17 protein-coding genes are annotated in these 19744 nt (G+C 70.5%); 6 read left to right on the top strand and 11 right to left on the bottom strand.

Annotated elements, in window-relative coordinates; translation table 11 throughout:
• Positions 1–32: 32 nt before the first annotated feature.
• Complete coding sequence (locus tag ACFYZQ_RS30905; protein ID WP_389154778.1) at positions 33–299, bottom strand: DUF2530 domain-containing protein; 267 nt, start codon at positions 297–299, stop codon at positions 33–35.
• Between the two features lie 152 nt (positions 300–451).
• Between ACFYZQ_RS30905 and ACFYZQ_RS30900 the strand changes: the two genes are divergently transcribed.
• Positions 452–1903 (top strand): NCS2 family permease, encoded by a 1452-nt coding sequence (locus ACFYZQ_RS30900; RefSeq protein ID WP_389154776.1) that lies wholly within the window; start codon positions 452–454, stop codon positions 1901–1903.
• Here ACFYZQ_RS30900 and ACFYZQ_RS30895 read toward each other — a convergent pair.
• Positions 1896–2078, bottom strand: coding sequence for a ribbon-helix-helix protein, CopG family (locus tag ACFYZQ_RS30895; RefSeq protein WP_388804153.1), 183 nt, complete (start codon positions 2076–2078; stop codon positions 1896–1898). The two genes, ACFYZQ_RS30900 and ACFYZQ_RS30895, sit on opposite strands and share 8 nt — an antisense overlap.
• 154 nt (positions 2079–2232) lie before the next feature.
• Here ACFYZQ_RS30895 and ACFYZQ_RS30890 point away from each other — a divergent pair, with 154 nt between their 5' ends.
• Both ACFYZQ_RS30890 and ACFYZQ_RS30885 read left to right on the top strand, forming a co-directional pair.
• Positions 2233–2670, top strand: a complete 438-nt coding sequence (locus ACFYZQ_RS30890) for a MarR family winged helix-turn-helix transcriptional regulator (protein ID WP_389154773.1) — start codon at positions 2233–2235, stop codon at positions 2668–2670.
• A gap of 115 nt (positions 2671–2785) precedes the next feature.
• Positions 2786–4057, top strand: a complete 1272-nt coding sequence (locus tag ACFYZQ_RS30885) for an MFS transporter (RefSeq protein WP_389154770.1) — start codon at positions 2786–2788, stop codon at positions 4055–4057.
• A 21-nt stretch (positions 4058–4078) separates the two neighbouring features.
• Here the strand turns inward: ACFYZQ_RS30885 and ACFYZQ_RS30880 are convergent, their stop codons facing one another.
• Positions 4079–4591 (bottom strand): GNAT family N-acetyltransferase, encoded by a 513-nt coding sequence (locus ACFYZQ_RS30880; RefSeq protein WP_389154767.1) that lies wholly within the window; start codon positions 4589–4591, stop codon positions 4079–4081.
• Between the two features lie 40 nt (positions 4592–4631).
• On the opposite strand from ACFYZQ_RS30880, the gene thpR reads away from it, so the two are divergent.
• Positions 4632–5216, top strand: coding sequence for an RNA 2',3'-cyclic phosphodiesterase (thpR, locus tag ACFYZQ_RS30875; protein ID WP_389154764.1), 585 nt, complete (start codon positions 4632–4634; stop codon positions 5214–5216).
• 119 nt (positions 5217–5335) lie between these two features.
• Here thpR and ACFYZQ_RS30870 read toward each other — a convergent pair whose 3' ends face one another.
• The 6 genes from ACFYZQ_RS30870 to ACFYZQ_RS30845 all read right to left on the bottom strand — a co-directional run bounded on the left by ACFYZQ_RS30870 (position 5336) and on the right by ACFYZQ_RS30845 (position 13867).
• Positions 5336–6328 carry an aldo/keto reductase gene (locus ACFYZQ_RS30870; RefSeq protein WP_389154762.1) on the bottom strand — a complete coding sequence of 331 codons (993 nt, stop codon included), beginning with the start codon at positions 6326–6328 and terminating at the stop codon, positions 5336–5338.
• 95 nt (positions 6329–6423) lie between these two features.
• Complete coding sequence (locus ACFYZQ_RS30865) at positions 6424–7338, bottom strand: DMT family transporter (RefSeq protein ID WP_389154759.1); 915 nt, start codon at positions 7336–7338, stop codon at positions 6424–6426.
• A 44-nt stretch (positions 7339–7382) separates the two neighbouring features.
• Positions 7383–9452, bottom strand: a complete 2070-nt coding sequence (locus ACFYZQ_RS30860; protein ID WP_389155242.1) for an ABC transporter ATP-binding protein — start codon at positions 9450–9452, stop codon at positions 7383–7385.
• 107 nt (positions 9453–9559) lie between these two features.
• The gene (locus ACFYZQ_RS30855) at positions 9560–9691 is read right to left on the bottom strand and encodes a hypothetical protein (protein ID WP_389154757.1); all 132 of its coding nucleotides are present in this window, start codon (positions 9689–9691) and stop codon (positions 9560–9562) included.
• A 211-nt stretch (positions 9692–9902) separates the two neighbouring features.
• Positions 9903–11024 carry a lipid II:glycine glycyltransferase FemX gene (locus ACFYZQ_RS30850; RefSeq protein ID WP_389154755.1) on the bottom strand — a complete coding sequence of 374 codons (1122 nt, stop codon included), beginning with the start codon at positions 11022–11024 and terminating at the stop codon, positions 9903–9905.
• Positions 11025–11071: 47 nt separating this feature from the next.
• Entirely contained in the window at positions 11072–13867 is a 2796-nt protein-coding gene (locus ACFYZQ_RS30845; protein WP_389154752.1) for an FAD-binding and (Fe-S)-binding domain-containing protein, read from the bottom strand.
• A 100-nt stretch (positions 13868–13967) separates the two neighbouring features.
• On the opposite strand from ACFYZQ_RS30845, the gene serC reads away from it, so the two are divergent.
• On the top strand, positions 13968–15086 hold the full coding sequence (serC, locus tag ACFYZQ_RS30840; RefSeq protein ID WP_389154750.1) for a phosphoserine transaminase: 1119 nt from the start codon (positions 13968–13970) through the stop codon (positions 15084–15086).
• A gap of 257 nt (positions 15087–15343) precedes the next feature.
• Positions 15344–16924: an alpha/beta hydrolase gene (locus ACFYZQ_RS30835; protein WP_389154747.1), complete on the top strand. Its 1581-nt coding sequence runs from the start codon at positions 15344–15346 to the stop codon at positions 16922–16924.
• A 68-nt stretch (positions 16925–16992) separates the two neighbouring features.
• Here ACFYZQ_RS30835 and ACFYZQ_RS30830 read toward each other — a convergent pair whose 3' ends face one another.
• Entirely contained in the window at positions 16993–18504 is a 1512-nt protein-coding gene (locus ACFYZQ_RS30830) for a cellulase family glycosylhydrolase (RefSeq protein WP_389154745.1), read from the bottom strand.
• A gap of 159 nt (positions 18505–18663) precedes the next feature.
• Positions 18664–19665: a WD40 repeat domain-containing protein gene (locus ACFYZQ_RS30825; RefSeq protein ID WP_389154742.1), complete on the bottom strand. Its 1002-nt coding sequence runs from the start codon at positions 19663–19665 to the stop codon at positions 18664–18666.
• Positions 19666–19744: the final 79 nt, after the last annotated feature.

Below are 19744 nucleotides of genomic sequence, written 5' to 3'. Positions count from 1 at the left end.
TCCCCCAACAGGGCCCGGCTGCAGCGTGCGGACTATTCAGCCGGGCCCGGCCGAGCACCCGCCGACCGCTTGATCGCCGCGTCCCGCCGACGGACGTACCACACGCCGATGAGCCCGAGCCCACCCCCGGCCAGGCAGGTCCAGATCCACCAGGTGTGGCCGTGGTCGGCGTACCAGCCGTAGAAGGGGAGCTGGGCGAGGAAGAGGACGAACCAGAGGATCGTGCCGCCGGTGATGGTGGCGACCACCGGGCCTTCCAGGGGCTCCGGTGCCTCGTGCGTGGGGGTCCACTTCTTCATGCGGACAGCTTACGAGGCGATCAGGTCTACGCGCGGAGATAGCGTTCCTGAAGTTATATGTTCATACTGAATCCGTTTGTCTTTGGCCGCTTCTGTTCGTAGGAAACACCAAACGGGCTGGGGGAATGCCCACTGGTGATGAAAGGTCCCGCATGTCCACCTCGGCCCCCGCCAAGGTTCCCGTCCCGCAGCAGCCGGGCAAGGGATCCGGGCACGGCGCGCTCGACCGCTTCTTCCGGATCTCCGAGCGGGGCAGCACGCTGCCGCGTGAGATCCGCGGCGGTTTCGCCACCTTCTTCGCGATGGCGTACATCATCGTGCTGAACCCGATCATCCTCGGCAGCGCCAAGGACATGTACGGGCACCAACTCGACCACGGCCAGCTCGTCACGGCCACCGCCCTGACCGCCGCGTTCACCACGCTGCTGATGGGCGTCATCGGCAACGTGCCGATCGCGCTCGCGGCCGGCCTCGGCGTCAACTCCGTCGTCGCGCTGCAGCTCGCGCCCCGGATGTCCTGGCCGGACGCGATGGGCATGGTCGTGCTCGCCGGGTTCGTCGTGATGCTGCTCGTCGCCACGGGGCTCCGGGAGCGCGTCATGAACGCGGTGCCCTACAGCCTGCGCAAGGCCATCTCCATCGGCATCGGCCTGTTCATCATGCTGATCGGCCTGGTCGACTCCGGCTTCGTCACCCGTATCCCGGACGTCGCCCAGACCACGGTTCCGCTGCAGCTCGGCGGCGACGGCCACCTCACCGGCTGGCCGGTGCTGGTCTTCGTCCTCGGCACCCTGCTCACCCTCGCGCTGATCGTGCGCAAGGTCTCCGGGGCGATCCTGATCTCCATCGTGTCGATGACCGTGCTGAGCCTGGTCATCAACGCGGTCACACACGTGTCCACCTGGGGCCTCACCACCCCGAAGTGGCCCGGCAACCCCGTCGCCGCTCCCGACTTCGGGCTCATCGGTCAGGTCAGCCTCTTCGGCGGCTTCGGCAAGGTCGGTGCGCTGACCGGCATCCTCTTCGTCTTCACCGTGCTGCTGTCCTGCTTCTTCGACGCCATGGGCACGATCATGGGCATCAGCGACGAGGCCAGGCTCACCGACGCCCAGGGGCAGATGCCCGGCATCAACAAGGTCCTCTTCGTGGACGGCATCGCCGTCGCCGCCGGCGGTGCCAGCTCCTCCTCGGCCACCACCTGCTTCGTGGAGTCCACCGCCGGAGTCGGCGAGGGCGCCCGCACCGGCTTCGCCAACGTCGTCACCGGCACGCTGTTCGCCCTCGCCCTGTTCCTGACCCCGGTCGCCACGATGGTCCCCTCACAGGCGGCCACCCCCGCGCTGATCGCGGTCGGCTTCCTGATCCTGGCCGGGTCCGTCAAGGAGATCGACTGGACCGACCCCACCCTCGCCATGCCGGCCTTCGTGACGATGGTGATGATGCCGTTCACCTACTCGATCACCAACGGCATCGGCATGGGCTTCATCACCTTTGTGGTGCTGCGCCTGGCGGCCGGCCGCGCCAAGGAGATCCCCGTACCCATGTACGTCGTCTCGGCGGTGTTCGCCTTCTACTACCTGATGCCGGCCCTGGGGCTCACGTGACCCCGTAGAACCTCTCCGTCTCCTCGACGGCGGCCTGGAACCGCTCGTCGAAGTCGTCCCGAATGAGCGTCCGGACCACATAGTCCTGGACGCTCATTCCTCTTTTGGCGGCATGGTGGCGGAGCCGTTCGAGCAGCTCGCGGTCCATGCGCAGGCTGAGCACGCTGGTCCCCATGCGTACGAGGGTCGCGGCACTCTTCGGTGCCCTGCGTCACGTTCCGCACAGGGATCACCCAAAAGAGTGATATTGCGGCTCAGTGGCCAGGGTCACGGCCAACCGACGTGTCCCCGGTGGTCTTTAGCGAGAGTAATGAGTTACGCTAAAGAACATGTCGGACCTTACCCATGGCGACGACGCTGCCGCCGTGAACTCACTGCGCTCCGCCGTGATGCGACTGTCCCGTCGCCTCAAGCACCAGCGCGTCGACGAGTCGCTGAGCCCCACCGAGATGTCGGTGCTGGGCACCCTGTCCCGCTGCGGCAGCGCCACCCCGGGCGAACTCGCCCGCAAGGAGCACGTGCAGCCGCCGTCGATGACCCGCATCGTGGCGCTGCTCGAGGCCAAGGGACTGGTCCGTCTGGAACCGCACCCCGAGGACCGGCGCCAGAAGGTCGTCACCCAGACCGAGCAGGCCGAGGCGATGCTCGAGGAGAGCCGCCGCAAACGCAACGCGTTCCTGGCCGGCCTGGTCGAGGGCCTCGACGAGGACGAGTGGGCGAAACTGCGCGCCGCCGCTCCCGTGCTGGAAAAACTCGCACACCTCTAAGCACCCGCGTGCCATCGCAAGGAGGCGAACCCTTTTGAGTTCGGGATCCGGAGCAGCTTCCGCCCCCGCACCGACCACCCACGACTCCCCGCCCGCCCCCAGGCGCAGGACCTCGATGTTCAGCTCGCTGAAGATCCGGAACTACCGCCTCTTCTTCATCGGCCAGGTCGTCTCCAACACCGGCACCTGGATGCAGCGCATCGCCCAGGACTGGCTCGTCCTCAGCCTCACCGGCTCCTCCGCGGCCGTCGGCATCACCACGGCCCTGCAGTTCCTGCCGATGCTGCTGTTCGGCCTGTACGGCGGTGTCCTCGTCGACCGCCTGCCCAAGCGCCCCACGCTGCTCGTCACCCAGGCGTCGATGGCCCTCACCGGCCTCGCGCTCGCCGCGCTCACCCTCACCGGACACGTCCAGGTCTGGCACGTCTACGTCGCCGCGTTCGCCGTCGGCCTCGCCACGGTCGTCGACAACCCGGCCCGCCAGTCCTTCGTCTCTGAGATGGTCGGCCCCGAACAGCTGCAGAACGCGGTCAGCCTCAACTCGGCCAACTTCCAGTCCGCCCGCCTGGTCGGCCCCGCCGTCGCGGGCGTCATGATCACCGGCGTCGGCACCGGCTGGGCGTTCCTCTTCAACGGCCTGTCCTTCGTCGCGCCCATCGGCGGCCTGCTGCTGATGCGCGCCCGTGAGCTGCACGTCGCCCAGCGGGCGCCGAGAGGGAAGGGCCAGCTCCGCGAGGGTCTGCGCTACGTCGCCGGACGGCCGGACCTCATCTGGCCGATCGTCCTCGTCGGCTTCATCGGCACCTTCGGCTTCAACTTCCCCGTGTGGCTGTCCGCCTACGCCGACGACGTCTTCCACGCGGGCGCCGGCGCCTACAGCCTCTTCAACACCCTCATGGCGGTCGGCTCCCTGGTCGGCGCCCTGCTCGCCGCCCGGCGCGGCACGGCCCGGCTGCGCCTGCTGATCGCGGCCGCAGCGGTCTTCGGCGCGCTGGAGATCGTGGCCGCGCTGGCACCGTCGTACTGGTTGTTCGCGCTGCTCATGACCCCGATAGGGATCGCCGGCCTGACGGTCAACGTCACGGCGAACACCGCTGTCCAGATGGCCACCGACCCGGCCATGCGCGGCCGGGTGATGGCCCTGTTCATGATGGTCTTCATGGGCGGAACGCCGCTTGGCGCGCCGGTCGTCGGCTGGATCACCGACACCTACGGCCCCCGCGTCGGCTTCGCCCTCGGCGGTGTCGTCTCGGCCGCCGCCGCCGTCACCATCGGCCTGATCCTGGCCCGCATCGGCGGCCTGCGCCTGTCGGTGGGCTGGTACCACGGCCACCCGAGGGTCCGGTTCGTGCCGCGCGAGCGGGAGCAGCTGGCGACCGCGGCCTGAGGGCAGTCCGGGCGCAGGGGGCTACACCCTCCGGGCCAGCACCTGCCCCGGCCACTTGTCCTCGCCGTAGGTGAAGGCCTCCGTCGGTGTGAAGCCGTTGCTCTCGTAGTAGGCGACCAGTTTGCGGTCGTCGCCCGCGTAACAGTCCACCCTCAGCAGCGACACTCCGGCCCGGCGGGTCTCCTCGACGGCGTGGGCCAGCAGCGCGGCGCCGGCGCCGTGGCCCTTGAAGCGGCGGTCCGAGGCGAGCAGGTGGATGTACCGCTCGGGCTCGTCGGCGGGCTCCAGGTACGGGCCGGGCGCCGTGCTGAGCGTGAGGGTGGCCGCCGGAACGCCGTCGAGCTCGGCGATGAAGGGCGAGCCCTCCGCGACGTACCGGTGGACCATGTCCACCGCCCGGGGATTCTCCGACCAGGGCTCGGTCCCCCACTGCCGGGTCCGCCCCTGCGCGACGAGCCACTCCACCGAGCTGTCGAGCATGCCGAGTATCAAGGGGATGTCGTCCGGGCCGCCTTCTCTGACTTTGATCTCCATCACCTCATGATGGCAGCCCCCCGATGACACCCTGGTGCTTATGAGACTCTTCGCCGCCGTGCTGCCCCCGCCGGACGTCACCGAGCAACTCGCCGCCGAAGTAGTCCGGTTGAAGAAGCTCTCCGGTGCGGACGCCCTGCGCTGGACCGGCCGCCCCGGCTGGCACTTCACCCTCGCCTTCTACGGCGAGGTCGGCGAGGACCTCGTACCCGACCTGTCCGCCCGCCTCCAGCGCGCGGCCGCCCGTACCCCGTCCTTCCCGCTGGCCCTGCGCGGCGGCGGCCAGTTCGGTCACGGCCGCGCCCTGTGGACGGGGGCCGAGGGCGACCTGCCGGCCCTGCGGCTGCTCGCCGAACGCGCGGAGGCGGCGGCGCGGAAGGCGGGCGTGCCGATGGGGGAGCACCGCCGGTACAAGGCCCACCTGACGGTGGCCAGGAGCCGGGACGCCGTGGACGTACGCCCGTACGTCGACTCCCTCGCCGGATTCACCGGCAGCACCTGGACGGTACGGGAGCTGGTACTGGTGCGCAGCCACCTGCCGAGGTCAGGGGTGCCCGGGGCACAACCCCGGTACGAGGCCGTCGACCGCTGGCCACTCGGAGCCACCTCCGGCGGGGCCGGTTAGGCTCGGACGCGTGGACCCGAAAACCCGGAACCGGATCATGGCCGCTGCGCTCGTGCTGCTGTTCGTATTGGTGGCGGTGGCGGCGGCGGTCGGAAAGTAGACCGCCGCCGCCTCGCCCGCTACCAGGCGAAGGCCTCCGGCGACGGCCCCGGCCCCGGGAAGATCTCGTCCAGCCCGGTCAGGACCTCCTCCGACAGCTCCAGCTCCACGGCCCGCACCGCGGACGCCAGCTGCTCGGCCGTGCGCGGGCCCACGATCGGACCGGTCACCCCGGGCCGGGTGAGCAGCCACGCGAGCGCAACCTCACCGGGCTCGAGCCCGTGCTTGTCGAGCAGATCCTCGTAAGCCTGAATCTGGTCGCGGATGGCCGCGTTGGCCAGGGAGTCGGCGGCCCGCCCGCTCGCCCGGCGCCCGCCCTCCACCTCCTTCTTGATGACCCCGCCCAGCAGCCCGCCGTGCAGCGGCGACCACGGGATCACCCCGAGCCCGTAGTCCTGCGCGGCCGGGATCACCTCCATCTCGGCACGGCGCTCGGCGAGGTTGTACAGGCACTGCTCGCTGACCAGCCCGATCGTCCCGCCGCGCCGGGCGGCGACCTCGTTGGCCTGGGCGATCTTGTAGCCGGGGAAGTTCGAGGAACCGACGTACAGCACCTTGCCCTGCTGGACCAGGACGTCGATCGCCTGCCAGATCTCCTCGAACGGCGTGTTCCGGTCGACGTGGTGGAACTGGTAGACGTCGATGTAATCGGTCTGCAGCCGCTTCAGGCTGGCGTCCACCGCCCGCCGGATGTTCAGCGCGGAGAGCTTGTCGTGGTTGGGCCAGGCCGGGCCGTCGGCGCCCATGTTGCCGTAGACCTTGGTGGCGAGGACGACCCTGTCACGGCGGTCGCCGCCCTTGGCGAACCAGTTACCGATGATCGTCTCGGTACGGCCCTTGTTCTCACCCCACCCGTACACATTGGCGGTGTCGAAGAAGTTGATACCCGCGTCCAGCGCCGCGTCCATGATCGAGTGACTGTCGGCCTCATCGGTCTGCGGGCCGAAGTTCATGGTGCCGAGGACGAGTCGGCTGACCTTGAGTCCGGTACGTCCGAGCTGCGTGTACTCCATGAGGCACAAGCCAACGACTTGGAGTGCGCTCTATGCAAGGGACCGTAGGAAGGCGCACCCCCGGCCCCGCTCACCCGCCCCTACCCCCTACCCCCCTACCCCCGCCCCACCTGCGTCCGCACCGCCCCCATGCTCGCCGCTATCACCAGGGCGATGGCGAGGGTCTGCACGGGGGAGAGGGTCTGGCCGAGGATCAAGAAGCCGGCCGTTGCCGCGATCGCCGGCTCCAGGCTCATGAGGATGGCGAAGGTGGGGGCGGGGAGGCGGCGGAGGGCGAGGAGTTCGAGCGTGTAGGGGAGGACGGAGGACAGCAGCGCGACCGCTGAGCCGAGGGCGATCGTCACCGGGTCGAGGAGCCTGCCGCCCGACCCCGCGACGCCCAGGGGAAGGAACAGCAGTGCCGCCACCGCCATGGCCAGCGCCAGCCCGTCCGCCTGCGGGAAGCGGCGGCCCGTACGGGCGCTGAAGACGATGTACGCCGCCCACATGGCCCCCGCCGCCAGCGCGAAGGCCGTGCCCGGCAGGTCGAGGTCGCCGAACCCTCCGCCGCCCAGCAGGAAGACGCCGAGGAGGGCCAGCCCCGCCCACAGCGCGTTGACCGCGCGGCGGGAGGCCAGTACCGAGAGGGAGAGGGGGCCCAGGACCTCCAGGGTGACCGCCGCTCCCAGGGGGATGCGGGCCACCGCTTCGTAGAAGAGGCCGTTCATCGCGCCCATCGTGATGCCGAAGACGATCACCGTGCCCCAGTCGGTGCGCGAGTGGCCGCGCAGCCGGGGGCGGCAGACGACCAGCAGGACCAGTGCCGCCGCCAGCAGTCGCAACGTCACCACACCGAGCGCGCCGGCCCGGGGCATCAGGGTCACGGCGAGAGCACCGCCGAACTGCACGGAGACACCGCCGGCGAACACCAGCCCCACCGGCCCGAGCGAACCGAACCGGCGGGGAGTGCGGCCACCGCCACCGGAGACCAGGGGCGGGGACGAGGGAGGGGCGGTGGGGGAGGTGCTCACGGGGCGGTCCTGGTGCTGGGGGCTGTTGGGTCAGCAATCGTTCATCACGATGTACTTTCCGGTCCAGAGTAATAGACTGCCTCGTCGCGGAACAGGGGGCGGCCGTCGTAGAGGGAGTGGCCCGGGCCGCCGGGGCCGTAGGCCTGCGCGGCGGGATCGGGCCAGCCCCCGGGGGAGTAGGCGTAGCCGCTGTACCCCCCGTACCCGTTTCCGTCGCCGTGCGCCTGCCCGTACCCCTGCACCCGCCCGTCCCCCTCGGACTGGACGTACACCCCTTGCCCCGTCTCGAACGACAGCGGCAGCCGCAGCTCGCCGGTGTCCATCACGGCGCCGGCGCTGTTCTGTGAGCGGTGCAGTCGTGCGTAAGCCCCGCCGCGTGCGAGGAGCTCCTCGTGACGGCCCGTCTCCACGATGCGGCCCCGGTCCACGACCAGGATGCGGTCGGCGTCGGGGGCGAGGTTCAGGTCGTGGGTGATCATGATGGTCGCGCGGCCGCTCATCAGCCGGCGCAGTGGTTTGACGACACGGCGGGCCGCCATCGCGTCGAGGCCCGTCGTGGGCTCGTCCAGTACCAGGACCGGCGCGTCGCGCAGGATCGCGCGGGCGATCGCCAGGCGCTGCAGCTGCCCGCCGGACAGGCGGGCCGAGTTGGGGTCGACCTTGGTGTCGTAGCCGTCCGGGAGCCGGACGATGAAGTCGTGGGCGTCGGCCGCCCGCGCCGCCTCCTCGATCGCCTGGTCGCTGGCGCCGGGCCGGCCGCAGGCGATGTTCGCGCGGACGGTGTCGTGCAGGACCAGGGTCTCCTGGGGGAGCAGGGTGATGTACTGGCGCAGGCGGGCCAGGGGGAAGTCCCGCAGGGGCACGCCGTCGAGGAGCAGGTCGCCCGCGTCCGGGTCGTAGAAGCGCAGGAGGAGCTTGGAGACCGTGGACTTGCCCGCGCCGCTCGGGCCGGTGATGATCACGAGCTCGCCGGGGCTGACCGTGAAGGAGAGGTCCTTGAGCGCGGGCTTCTCCGTGCCGGGGTAGCCGAAGTACACGTTCCGCACCTCCACCGTGCCGTCGGGACGGCCGGTCTCCGTGCCACCGCGGCGGGGGTCGCAGACCGCGGGCCGCACGTCAAGGATCTCGATGAGCCGCTCGGCGCCCGCGGTGGCCGCGGTGACCGTGAGGCCGATCTGGGCCAGGCCGCGTACGGGCGGGTAGAGGTAGCCGAGGAAGGCGGCGAAGGCGAGGAGCTGGCCGAGGGTCATGCGGCCGGTGGAGATCTCCCAGGCGCCGATGCCGATCACGGCGAGGACGCAGACCGTCTCGATGACCTGCACCAGTTGCTCGTACGCCTCGTTCAGGCGGGTCGAGCGGACCGAGGCGCGGAACCAGGCGGTCGCCTCCTCGTGCAGGCGGCGCCGCTCCGCGTCCCGGCGGTCGTAGGCCTGGGTGAGCACGATGTTGCCGAGCGACTCCTCGACGACCGAGGTGATCGCGCCGTCGGCGACCCGGCCCTCGCGGGAGACGTCCTTGATGGCGCCGGAGAAGCGGCGGGCCGCGAGCCAGAAGAGGGGGGCCAGGACGAAGGTGGCGGCGGCCAGGTCCCAGCGCAGCCAGAACGCGGCGGCCGCGTAGAACAACGCGCTGAAGGCGGCGGACGCGGCTCCCACGAGCCCCGACACGACCATCGTCTCGATCGCCTCGACGTCACTGGTCAGACGTGAGAGCAGATCGCCCTGGCGATGGCGCTGGAAGAAGTGCGGCGGCAGTTGCTGCACGTGGTCGAAGACGTGCTCGCGCAGCCGCATCACGAAGCGTTCGGTCGTCCAGGCGGCCAGCGAGTTGCCCGCGTACGCGACGGCCGCGCCGACCGCGGCGATGCCCAGCCACTTGACCGCGGGGGACCAGAACGCGCCGAGGGAGCCCTTCTCCAGGGCGTTGTCGGTGAGGTCGCTGAACAGCAGGATGGCCTCGGTCTCGGCCAGTGCGGCGAGCACGGTGCAGAGCCAGACGACCAGGAGCCAGCGGCGCAGTCCTCTGGTCAGCGGCCAGAAACGACGGAACGCGGTGCGGGCGGGAATGGTGGGCGTGTCCTCGTATGCGAGCTCGTCGTCCTCGCCGTCGTCCATATCCATTTCAGACTCCCTCCGCTTTCCGTCCCCCGGACATATGGAATTCAGGAATGCGCAAAGGGGGTCGACGGTGCACCATCGACCCCCTTTTGCTCAGCGTCGGATCAGTGGTCCTGGCCGGGCAGCGGCTTGGGAAGCGGCTTGTGGGCGTGCTTCTTCGGCCTCGGCTTCGGCGGCGGGGGGAGCTGCTTCGACTTGGGCTTCGGGGGCAGCGGGGCAAGCTTCTTGAAGCTCATTACCGACTCCTGGTGTTTCGAAGTTCTGTGGTCCGCCGAATTCCGTTTCCGGATTCCGACAGCAAGAAACTTACACACTCCCCGTGCCACCGAACGGCAAAAATGGCAAAGGTGCGCTGTGAACTCCCTGTCATTACCTGGGGGTTACTTGGAGAGCTGGGAAACTCCTTTGAGAAGCCGGTGTTTCTTTGAGCAGCCTGAGAACGCGCCGTCAGCGGCGGGCCATGTAGACGTCCAGCGCCTTGTGCAGCAGCCGGTTCAGCGGGAAGTCCCACTCGCCGAGGTACTCGACGGCCTCGCCGCCCGCGCCGACCTTGAAGCGGAGCAGGCCGAGGAGGTGGTTGGACTCCTCCAGGGTGTCGGTGATGCCCCGGAAGTCGTAGACGGCCGCGCCCCTTTCGTGGGCGTCGGTCATCATGCGCCACTGCATGGCGTTGTTGGGCTGCACCTCTCGCTTGCGGCTGGTGGAGGCGCCGTAGGAGTACCAGACGTGGCTGCCCACGGTGATCATCGTGGCGGCGGCGAGGACGTCACCCTCGTGGTGGGCGAGGTACAGCCGCATACGGTCGGGGTGTTCGGCGGTGAGCGCGGTCCACATGCGCTGGAAGTAGGGCAGCGGACGCGGGATGAAACGGTCGCGTTCGGCGGTCTCGGCGTACAGCGTGTAGAAGGCGGGCAGGTCCTCGTGGTCGCCGCGGACGACCTTCACGCCCGCCTTGTCGGCCTTCTTGATGTTGCGCCGCCACTGCTGGTTGAGGCCCTGGTGGATGTCCGCCAAGGAGCGTCCGGCGAAGGGGACTTGGCAGACGTAGCGGGGTTGTCCGGCGGCGAAGCCGTCCTCGCCGCCCGGCTCGGTCTGCTGCCAGCCCATGCGCCGCAGCCGGTCGGCGAGTTCGAAGGCGGCCGGCTCGACCGTCGTCGCCTCCGCGTCCCGCAGTCGCCGCGCGCCCGGGTCGGCGATGGCCGCCTTCACCGCCTCCGGGTTCCAGCGGCGTACGACGACGGGCGGCCCCATCTTCACGGAGAAGGCACCCCGCCCCTTCAGGTACGCCAGCAGCGGGTCCAGCCAGCGCTCCAGGTCGGGAGCGTGCCAGTCGATGGCCGGGCCCTCCGGCAGGTACGCCAGGTACCGCTTCAGCTTGGGCAGTGGCCTCAGCAGCACCAGCCCCGCCCCGACGATCCGCCCGCCCCCGTCGAACCAGCCGAGGCTCTCCGCCCGCCATTCGGGCTTCACGTCCCCCCAGGACGGCAGCTGCATATGGCTCACCGAGGGGCGGGCGGCGACGAAAGCCAGGTGCTCCGCACGGGTGATGGGCCGGAGGGTCAGGGTCATGGGAACGGCTCCTTTCGCAGGGTGGCTGATCACGCGTCAGAAGCTGATCACGCACCTGACGGCTGACCAAGGGCATCCGCCAGCACCTCCGCCAGATGCCGCCCCCGCACCCCGCCCAGCTGCTCCAGCTGCGTACGGCAGGAGAACCCGTCCGCCAGGACCACCGCCCCCCGCGGTGCCTCCCGGACCGAGGGCAGCAGCTGTTCCTCCGCGCAGGCCCGCGACACCTCGAAGTGGCCCTTCTCGAAGCCGAAGTTGCCCGCCAGCCCGCAGCAGCCGCCGCTCAGCTCGCCGGTCAGGCCCACCGCCGCGCGCAGCCGGCGGTCGGGTCCGTCGCCGAGGACGGCGTGCTGGTGGCAGTGGGTCTGGCCGACGGCGGGTCGGTTCACGGGCGGCGGGGTCCAGTCGGGTGCGTACCGCTGGAGCGCCTCCGCGAAGGTGACCACCGCCGCCGCCAGCCGTGCCGCGCGCGGGTCGTCGTGCAGCAGCTCCGGGAGGTCGGTGCGCAGCGCGGCGGCGCAGCTCGGCTCGAGGACGACCACCGGGGTCGCCGCCTCCAGAACCGGGTCCATCAGGTCGAGGGTGCGGCGCATCACCTTGCGGGCGTGGTCGAGCTGGCCCGTGGAGACGTACGTCAGCCCGCAGCAGACCCCGCCCGCGGGCACCGCGACACCGAGCCCGGCCGCCTCCAGCACCCGTACGGCCGCCCGGCCCACGGAGGGCGAGAGGTGCTCGGTGAAGGTGTCCGGCCAGAGGGCGACGAGGGGTCCGCTCCCCTCGGCCGTGCCCCGTTGCCGTCGCCACCACCGGCTGAACGTCTCCTTCGCCACCCGCGGGATCTCCCGCTCGGCCGCGATCCCGCCCAGCCGCCGGGCCACGCCGGCGAGGGGCCGTACGCGCGCGAGGGCGCCCAGCAGCGGCGCGGTGCGGGTACGGGCGACCCAGCGCAGCCACAGCGGCAGCCGGCCCATCGCGTAGTGGGCGGCTGGACGGCGCCGCCCCCGGTAGTGGTGGTGCAGGAACTCCGCCTTGTACGTGGCCATGTCGACCCCGACCGGGCAGTCGGAGCGGCAGCCCTTGCACGACAGGCACAGGTCCAGCGCGTCCCGGACCTCGGTGGAGCGCCAGCCGTCGGTGACCAGCTCGCCCGCGAGCATCTCGTGCAGCAGCCGGGCCCGCCCGCGCGTGGAATGCTCCTCCTCGCCGGTCGCGCGGAACGACGGGCACATGACGGCGGGGCCCGCCGACACCGTCGTACGGCACTTCGCCACCCCGACGCACCGGCGCACGGCGGCCTGGAAGTCGCCGCCGTCGGCCGGGTAGCCGAAGGCCACGTCGACGGGCTCGCGCGGCAGCACGGAGAAGCGGAGGCCGGCGTCCAGCGGGGCCGGGCGGACCAGCATGCCCGGGTTGAGCAGGTCGTCCGGGTCCCACACGGCCTTGGCGCGTTCGAACAGGGCCACCAGCTCGTCGCCGTACATCCGGGGCAGCAGTTCGGCGCGGGCCTGTCCGTCGCCGTGCTCGCCGGAGAGCGAGCCGCCGTGGGCCACGACCAGGTCGGCGAGGTCCTCGGAGAAGCGGCGGAAGCGGCCGACGCCCGCCTCGGTGAGCAGGTCGAAGTCGATGCGGACGTGGATGCAGCCGTCGCCGAAGTGGCCGTACGGGGTGCCGCGCAGGCCGTGGGAGGAGAGCAGCGCCCGGAAGTCGCGCAGGTAGGCGCCGAGCCGGGCGGGCGGCACCGCGCAGTCCTCCCAGCCGGGCCAGGCCTCGGAACCGTCGGGCATACGGGTCGCCGTACCACTGGCGTCCTCACGGATGCGCCACAGGGCGCGCTGCTCACCCGGGCCGGTGACCACGGACGCGCCCACGACGTCGGCCGCCCGCACGATCGCCTCCGCACGCGCGCGTGCCTCGGCCTCCGTGTCCCCGCCGGTCTCCACGAACAGCCACGCGGCACCCCGGGGCAGCCCGGCCGGGGAGCGCACCAGGTCGGCCGCCATGCCCTCCACGGTGAGCGGGCCGAGCGGCAGCAGCCCGGCGGCGGCATCGGCGGCCGCGCTCTCGTCGGCGTAACCCAGCACGGCCAGGGCACGCGCGCGTGGCGCCTCGACCAGCCCCACGACCGCCTCCGTCAGCACGCCCAGCGTCCCCTCGGAGCCGCAGAAGGCGCGGGCGACGTCGGCGCCCTTCTCGGGGAGCAGGGCGTCCAGCGCGTATCCGGAGATACGGCGGGGCAGCTCCGGGAAGCCGGTGCGCAGCCGGGCCAGCTCGCCCTCCACCAGTGCGCGCAGACCGTCCGGGGCGCCCGCCCAGCCCTTGCCGAGCCGCAGCCGCCGCCCGCGCGCGGTGATGACGTCCAGCTCCTGGACGCTGTCCGCCGTCGTCCCCCAGGCCACCGAGTGCGAGCCGCACGAGTTGTTGCCGATCATCCCGCCGAGCGTGCACCGGCTGTGCGTGGACGGGTCCGGGCCGAACCGCAGCCCGTGCGGGGCGGCGGCCTCCTGCAGCCGGTCCAGTACGAGTCCCGGCTGGACGACCGCCGTCCGGGAGGCGGGGTCGAGCTCCAGCAGCCGGTTCATGTGCCGGGTGAAGTCCAGCACCACACCCGTGCCCGTCGCCTGCCCGGCGATCGACGTACCACCGCCCCGGGCCACCACGGGCACCCCGTGCGTCCGGCACACCTCGAGCACCGCCGCCACGTCTTCGGCGTCCCGGGGGGCCACCACCCCCAGCGGGACCCGCCGGTAGTTCGACGCGTCCATGGTGACCAGGGCGCGTGGGGTGACGTCGAACCCGACCTCGCCCCGGAGGGCGGCACGCAGCTCCGCTTCGAGATCCCTCATGCGTCCAGCAAACCAGCCCCTCGTCCACCTCGGGAGAAACGCCGTCTCACCCGACGGACGAGGTTTCGCCCAGGTTTCCCCCAGCCGCTAACCTCGCCTCGTGGCTGAGATCCAGATTCCCGCTGACATCAAGCCCGCCGACGGACGATTCGGCGCGGGCCCCTCCAAGGTGCGGACGGAAGCGCTGGACGCGCTGGCCGCCACCGGTACGTCCCTGATGGGCACCTCCCACCGCCAGGCCCCGGTGAAGAACCTGGTCGGCAAGGTGCGCGAGGGCATCTCCGAGCTGTTCTCCCTCCCCGACGGCTACGAGGTCGTCCTGGGCAACGGCGGCTCCACCGCGTTCTGGGACGTCGCCACGCACGGCCTGATCGAGAACAAGTCGCAGCACCTGAACTTCGGCGAGTTCTCCTCGAAGTTCGCCAAGGCCTCGAAGCTCGCGCCCTGGCTGGCCGAGCCCACCGTGATCGCCTCCGACCCCGGCACCCACCCCGAGCCGCAGGCCGAGGCGGGCGTCGACGTCTACGCCTTCACCCACAACGAGACCTCCACCGGTGTCGCCGCCCCGATCAAGCGGGTCGCCGGCGCCGACGAGGGCGCGCTGGTGCTCGTGGACGCCACCTCCGGCGCGGGCGGCCTCCCGGTCGACATCGCCGAGACCGACGTCTACTACTTCGCCCCGCAGAAGTCCTTCGCCTCAGACGGCGGCCTGTGGATCGGCGTCTTCTCCCCGGCCGCGATCGAGCGCGCCGAGCGGATCCACGCGTCCGGCCGCCACGTCCCGGAGTTCTTCTCCCTGCCGACGGCGATCGACAACTCCCGCAAGAACCAGACGTACAACACCCCGGCCCTCGCCACCCTCTTCCTGCTGAACCAGCAGCTCGAGTGGATCAACGGCCAGGGCGGCCTCGCCTGGTCCACGGCCCGTACGAAGGACTCCTCGACGCGCCTCTACAGCTGGGCGGAGGAGTCGAAGCACGCGACCCCGTTCGTCTCCGACCCGGCCAAGCGCTCCCAGGTCATCGGCACGATCGACTTCTCCGACGAGATCGACGCGGCGGCCGTCGCCAAGGTGCTGCGCGCCAACGGCGTCGTCGACACCGAGCCGTACCGCAAGCTCGGCCGCAACCAGCTGCGCGTCGCGATGTTCCCGGCGATCGACCCGGCGGACGTCGAGGCGCTGACGAAGTGCGTCGACTACGTGATCGAGAAGCTCTGATCATCTTCGTACGACAAGCCGTACGCACGTACGCATGTTGAGGGGCGCCCCGCGGATCACCGCGGGGCGCCTTTCGTCGTGCCGGCGGCCGTCGGCACGACGCGGATGGAAATCAGCCCGTTCCGGTTCTCCTCCGTACGTCTCTTTCTGTCTCCTCCCGTAGTCGTAGCAAGACGGACCCGCAGTCGGTTCCGCTCGCATGCGTCGGCACGAAATGGTCGTCCAGTCCTGGAAGTTGACGGAAAGGAACGGCCATCGTGCGGATAGGACGCCTCGCGCCCGTGCTCGCCGCGGGGATCACGGCGACGCTGGTCCCGGCTCTCGCTCCGGCTCAGGCCTCAGCGGCGGAACCGCTGGGGAGATTCGCGAACCAGACGCCCGCGTGGCACAGATGTGACCCATCGATGCCCGCCGCGCTCCAGTGCGCGACGATCAAAGTCCCGCTCGACTACAGCCGCCCCGACGGCAAGACGATCAAGCTGGCCATCTCCCGTATGAAGACCAGCGTCCCTGGCAAGCGGCACGGTGTGCTCCTGTTCAACCCCGGCGGTCCGGGCGGCGAAGGCCTCGACATGCCGGACTGGATGAAGGACACGTTGCCCAAGAAGATCCGCGAGAGTTACGACCTCGTCGGCTTCGACCCGCGGGGAGTGGGCCGCAGCAGCCCCCTCACCTGCGGTCTCAACGAGACCGAGCAGAACTTCGAACACGCTTACAGGGCGGAGACGTTCAGCAACGACGTCAAGTGGGCCCGGAAGGTCGCCGACAAGTGCCGCGCGAAGAACGGCGACACGCTGCGGTACATCACCACCCGCAACACCGCCCGCGACATGGACGTCATCCGCGCCGTGCTGGGCGAGAAGAAGATCTCCTACCTGGGCTACTCCTACGGCACCTACCTGGGCGCCGTCTACGCGCAGATGTTCCCCAAGCAGACCGACCGCTTCGTGCTGGACAGTTCGGTCGACCCCGCACGCGTCTGGCGCGGCATGATCCAGGTCTGGGCGGAGGGCACCGAGCCGGCGTTCACCCGCTGGACGAAGTGGACCGCACAGCACGACCGCACCTACAAACTCGGCGCCACCCCGGCCAAGGTGAAGAAGACGTTCTGGAACCTGATCGCCCGGGCCGACCGCACCCCCATCGTGGACGGTGATCAGAAGATCACCGGCGACGACATCCGTGCCGGCGTGCGCGCCCTGTTCTTCAGTCCCCAGGCAGCGGCCGAGATGGTCGCCGACCTGAAGAAGGCCGCCGACCACCGTGCGGCCCTCCGCGGTTTCCCCGCGACCGACGACCAGGGGAGCCCGAGCCGGTTCACCACACGCGCCGCCCAGCCGCCGGCCGACAACGGCGCCGCCGTCTTCTGGAGTGTGCTCTGCGGTGACACCGCGGCCTGGCCGCACGACCCCGAGCAGTACCGGCGTGACGCGATCCGGGACAAGGCGAAGTACCCGCTCTACGGCGACTTCGCCTCCAACATCATGCCCTGCGCGTTCTGGGACAAGCCGGTCGAGCCCGTCACCAAGGTGGACAACAACGTCGGCCTGCTCACCGTCCAGAACCAGTGGGACTCCCAGACGCCCCTGGTCAGCGGCCTCGGTATGCACCACGCGCTGAAGGGATCGCGCATGGTGTACGTCAAGGGCGGCGAGGGCCACGGCGTCTACGGCGATGACCCGAACTCCTGCGCCGACCGCACCGTCAACGCCTACCTGGGCAACGGGCGGCTTCCCGCCGCGGACGTCACCTGCAAGGCGTCCGGCCGCACGGGCCCCGGCGTGAGCCGGCCCATCGTGCCGGCGCCGCCGTTCACCCCGGGAGCGCCCCGCTTCTGACCTCTCGGCGCTGACGGGCCACACGGAACGTCGGACGGGCGCCCGGTGCCACACCGGGCGCCCTTCTGTCATGACGCGCTGCAGCTCACGCTGGGCACTCCGCCGCCGCCCGGCGCACCCCCGAACCCGAAGCTCGCCGAACCGCCCACGGGGACCGCTCCGTTGTGGGCGGCGTTGACGGCCGTGACCGTCGCGCCGTTCTGCGTGTACGACGCGTTCCACATGGTGCTGACCTTCTGCGCCCCGCTCCAGGTCCAGGTCACCTTCCAGCCGCTGATCGCCGCGGTACCGGTGTTGGTGACCTTCACCTCGGCGTTGAACCCGCCGCCCCAGTCGCTGCTGACGGTGTAGGAGGCGCTGCACGCGGCGGTACCGCCACCGCCCCCGTTTCCGCCGCCGGTGCCGCTACCGGGGAACAGCGGTGCCTTCACGCTCGCCAGATATCCGTCCTTCACCGTGTCCACGGTCGCCCAGTCGTCCTTGAGGATCCCGCCGGTGTCACCGGAGTCGGGGTTCCACGACCAGAAGGTCCACTGGAAGGCGTCGGCGCCGTACGTGGAGGTCGGCCGCAGGTAACTCACCAGCGCGGCCAGCCACTTCTGGTCCACGGTCGACTGAAGGGTCGTACCGAACTCACCCACCCACACGGGCGCCAGGTTCTGCTTGAAGATGTAGCCCCAGTACCTGTCCCAGATGCCCGGCATGTTGGCGGGGAACGAGGGATCGCTGAACCAGCTCTGCTGGGCGACGCTGGTGGCGTAGTCGTGGGCGGAGTACACGACCCGGCCCGCGACGCTCAACCGCACCGGGTACTGGGCGACTCCCATCAGGTTGCCGCCCCACCAGTAGGAAGCGCCGTTGTACGACTGCACGCCCTCGACGAAGATCAGCAGGTCGGGGTTGACGGAGAGCACGGCGTTGCCCGCGCGCTCGGCGGCGAGCCGCCAGTCCCTCGCCTGGTCGCCGCACCCCCAGCAGGCCGGGTCGTGGGGCTCGTTGTGCAGGTCGATGCCGATGACGGTGTCCTGACCCTTGTACCGCCCCGCGAGAGACTTCAGGTCGGCGATCCAGGTGGACTCGGGGACGGACGCGGTGTACCAGAGCGCCGACTGGCCGCCGGAGTCCGGGCGGTGCCGGTCGAGGATGACCTTCAGCCCGTCCTGCCCGGCGTAGGCCACGATCTTGTCCATGACCTGCAGGGAGTCGAGCCCCCGGAGGTCGGTGTTCTTGCCGCCGGAGAAGTCGATGCTGTCGGGGACGGTGGAGCTCTTGAAGATGTCGTCGCTGTAGGGAAGCCGGATGGTGTTGTAGCCCAGCGACTTCATCTGGTCGATCATGCTCTTGTAGTCGCGTGACCAGAGGCCGTGCACCACGTGGTTGCCGGTCTCGAAGCCGAACCAGTTGATCCCGGCGATCCGGACCGGCTGTCCGGCCGCGTCCATGATCTGCCGACCGCTGGTGTGCCAGTAGCCGGCACCAGGGGCGGCGGCGCTGCCGGCGTGCGCCGTCTGCACGCCGGCCAGCGGGATGAGGAGCGCCGCCGCGGCAGCGCACAGTGCCCTTCGTAAGCTGCGGAACATGTGTTTTGTTCCTCTCGGGGGGAGGCGCGGCCCCGGAACAGGATGGGAGCGCTCCCATGAACCGCGCACCACCAGAAAACTGAGCCACCATGGCCACGTCAAGAAGCGCGTCGGGAGGGATTCATCCCTGTAGCTGCGAGGTGGGCCGAGGGGACACCCTCAGCCCCCACCGCTCGTCCGCCGTCGCCGCCGCAGCCCGAAGAGGGCGAGGGCCCCGGCGGCGACGGCGAGAGCACCCACCTTGAAGCCGTTGGACGCGACACCGCCGCTCCCCCCGCCCCCGTCGGCCGAGGAACCGCCCTTCGCCGACGCGGATTTGCCGGCCGATGCGCCACCGGGCGCGTCCTCCGCCTGGACGGCGCTGTCGGCGCCCTCGCTGCCGTACATCAGCTTGGTCCCGTCGGGCGAGTAGCTGACGGACTCGCCCTGCCCCTGCAGGGGCACGTCCAGTCGCCCCCGCCGCTTGATCTTCCCGCCGTTCCAGTCGTAGTAGATGCCGCCGAAGTACCCGCGTACGGCGAGCTGCCGGCCATTGGGTGAGAAGGCGGCGTCCGTCGCCCACAGGTCGATGGGGGCGACGGGCCGGAAGATGTTGCTGCCGGAGGAGGAGAGCTTGGCCGGTCCCTCGTACAGGTGACCACCGTCCTCGTTCTTGTCGATGATGTAGACCCGCCCGGTCTTCGGGTGGACGAGCAGCGACTCGGCGTTCCGGGGCCCGTCCGCGTACTTGACGACATACTGCTTGGCCAGGACGGTCCGGTCCTTCAGCACCTTCGGCTCGGGCAGCGTGTAGACCCACACATAGGGCCACTTGCCGCCGAGGTTGTCACCGATGTCCCCGACGTAGATCTCGTTCCCGGGCCCGATGGAGATCGCCTCCACGTCCCGGGGAGAGCCGATGCCCTTCAGTGTCAGCGTGGCGACGGTCTTCCCCGTCCGGCTGTCGACGGCGTAGATGTACGGACCGTCGTTGCTGTCGTTGTGGGTCCAGTAGATCCCGGGGTGCAGGTGGGAGGCGGCGAGACCGCTGGACTCGGTGATCCGCGAGTCCTTGATCGTGAAACCCCGGTCACCGGCGCCGTCACCGTCGGCGGCGGAGGCGGGCACGGTGAACACACCCGTGAGCAGAACCCCGGCGAGCAGGGCGAGCGATCGGCGCATGCCCCAAGACTGCCATCCCGCGCAGCCGTTGACGGAGGTGGTGGGCCTCACACCCCACCCGGCCCCCCGACCGCCACTG

It is taken from the genome of Streptomyces sp. NPDC001843, assembly GCF_042891955.1.
Classification (GTDB): domain Bacteria; phylum Actinomycetota; class Actinomycetes; order Streptomycetales; family Streptomycetaceae; genus Streptomyces.
This window is presented reverse-complemented; position numbering and strand designations above follow the sequence as displayed.

Excerpts from the sequence above, each read along its gene's own strand:
- ACFYZQ_RS30855 (WP_389154757.1), bottom strand. The coding sequence starts at position 9,691 with ATGAGCTTCAAGAAGCTTGCCCCGCTGCCCCCGAAGCCCAAGTCGAAG.
- ACFYZQ_RS30825 (WP_389154742.1), bottom strand. The coding sequence starts at position 19,665 with ATGCGCCGATCGCTCGCCCTGCTCGCCGGGGTTCTGCTCACGGGTGTG.
- ACFYZQ_RS30900 (WP_389154776.1), top strand. The coding sequence starts at position 452 with ATGTCCACCTCGGCCCCCGCCAAGGTTCCCGTCCCGCAGCAGCCGGGC.
- ACFYZQ_RS30895 (WP_388804153.1), bottom strand. The coding sequence starts at position 2,078 with ATGGGGACCAGCGTGCTCAGCCTGCGCATGGACCGCGAGCTGCTCGAA.
- ACFYZQ_RS30850 (WP_389154755.1), bottom strand. The coding sequence starts at position 11,024 with ATGACCCTGACCCTCCGGCCCATCACCCGTGCGGAGCACCTGGCTTTC.
- ACFYZQ_RS30845 (WP_389154752.1), bottom strand. The coding sequence starts at position 13,867 with ATGAGGGATCTCGAAGCGGAGCTGCGTGCCGCCCTCCGGGGCGAGGTC.
- ACFYZQ_RS30870 (WP_389154762.1), bottom strand. The coding sequence starts at position 6,328 with ATGGAGTACACGCAGCTCGGACGTACCGGACTCAAGGTCAGCCGACTC.
- ACFYZQ_RS30830 (WP_389154745.1), bottom strand. The coding sequence starts at position 18,504 with ATGTTCCGCAGCTTACGAAGGGCACTGTGCGCTGCCGCGGCGGCGCTC.
- ACFYZQ_RS30880 (WP_389154767.1), bottom strand. The coding sequence starts at position 4,591 with ATGGAGATCAAAGTCAGAGAAGGCGGCCCGGACGACATCCCCTTGATA.
- ACFYZQ_RS30905 (WP_389154778.1), bottom strand. The coding sequence starts at position 299 with ATGAAGAAGTGGACCCCCACGCACGAGGCACCGGAGCCCCTGGAAGGC.
- ACFYZQ_RS30890 (WP_389154773.1), top strand. The coding sequence starts at position 2,233 with ATGTCGGACCTTACCCATGGCGACGACGCTGCCGCCGTGAACTCACTG.
- thpR (WP_389154764.1), top strand. The coding sequence starts at position 4,632 with ATGAGACTCTTCGCCGCCGTGCTGCCCCCGCCGGACGTCACCGAGCAA.
- ACFYZQ_RS30860 (WP_389155242.1), bottom strand. The coding sequence starts at position 9,452 with ATGGACGACGGCGAGGACGACGAGCTCGCATACGAGGACACGCCCACC.
- ACFYZQ_RS30885 (WP_389154770.1), top strand. The coding sequence starts at position 2,786 with ATGTTCAGCTCGCTGAAGATCCGGAACTACCGCCTCTTCTTCATCGGC.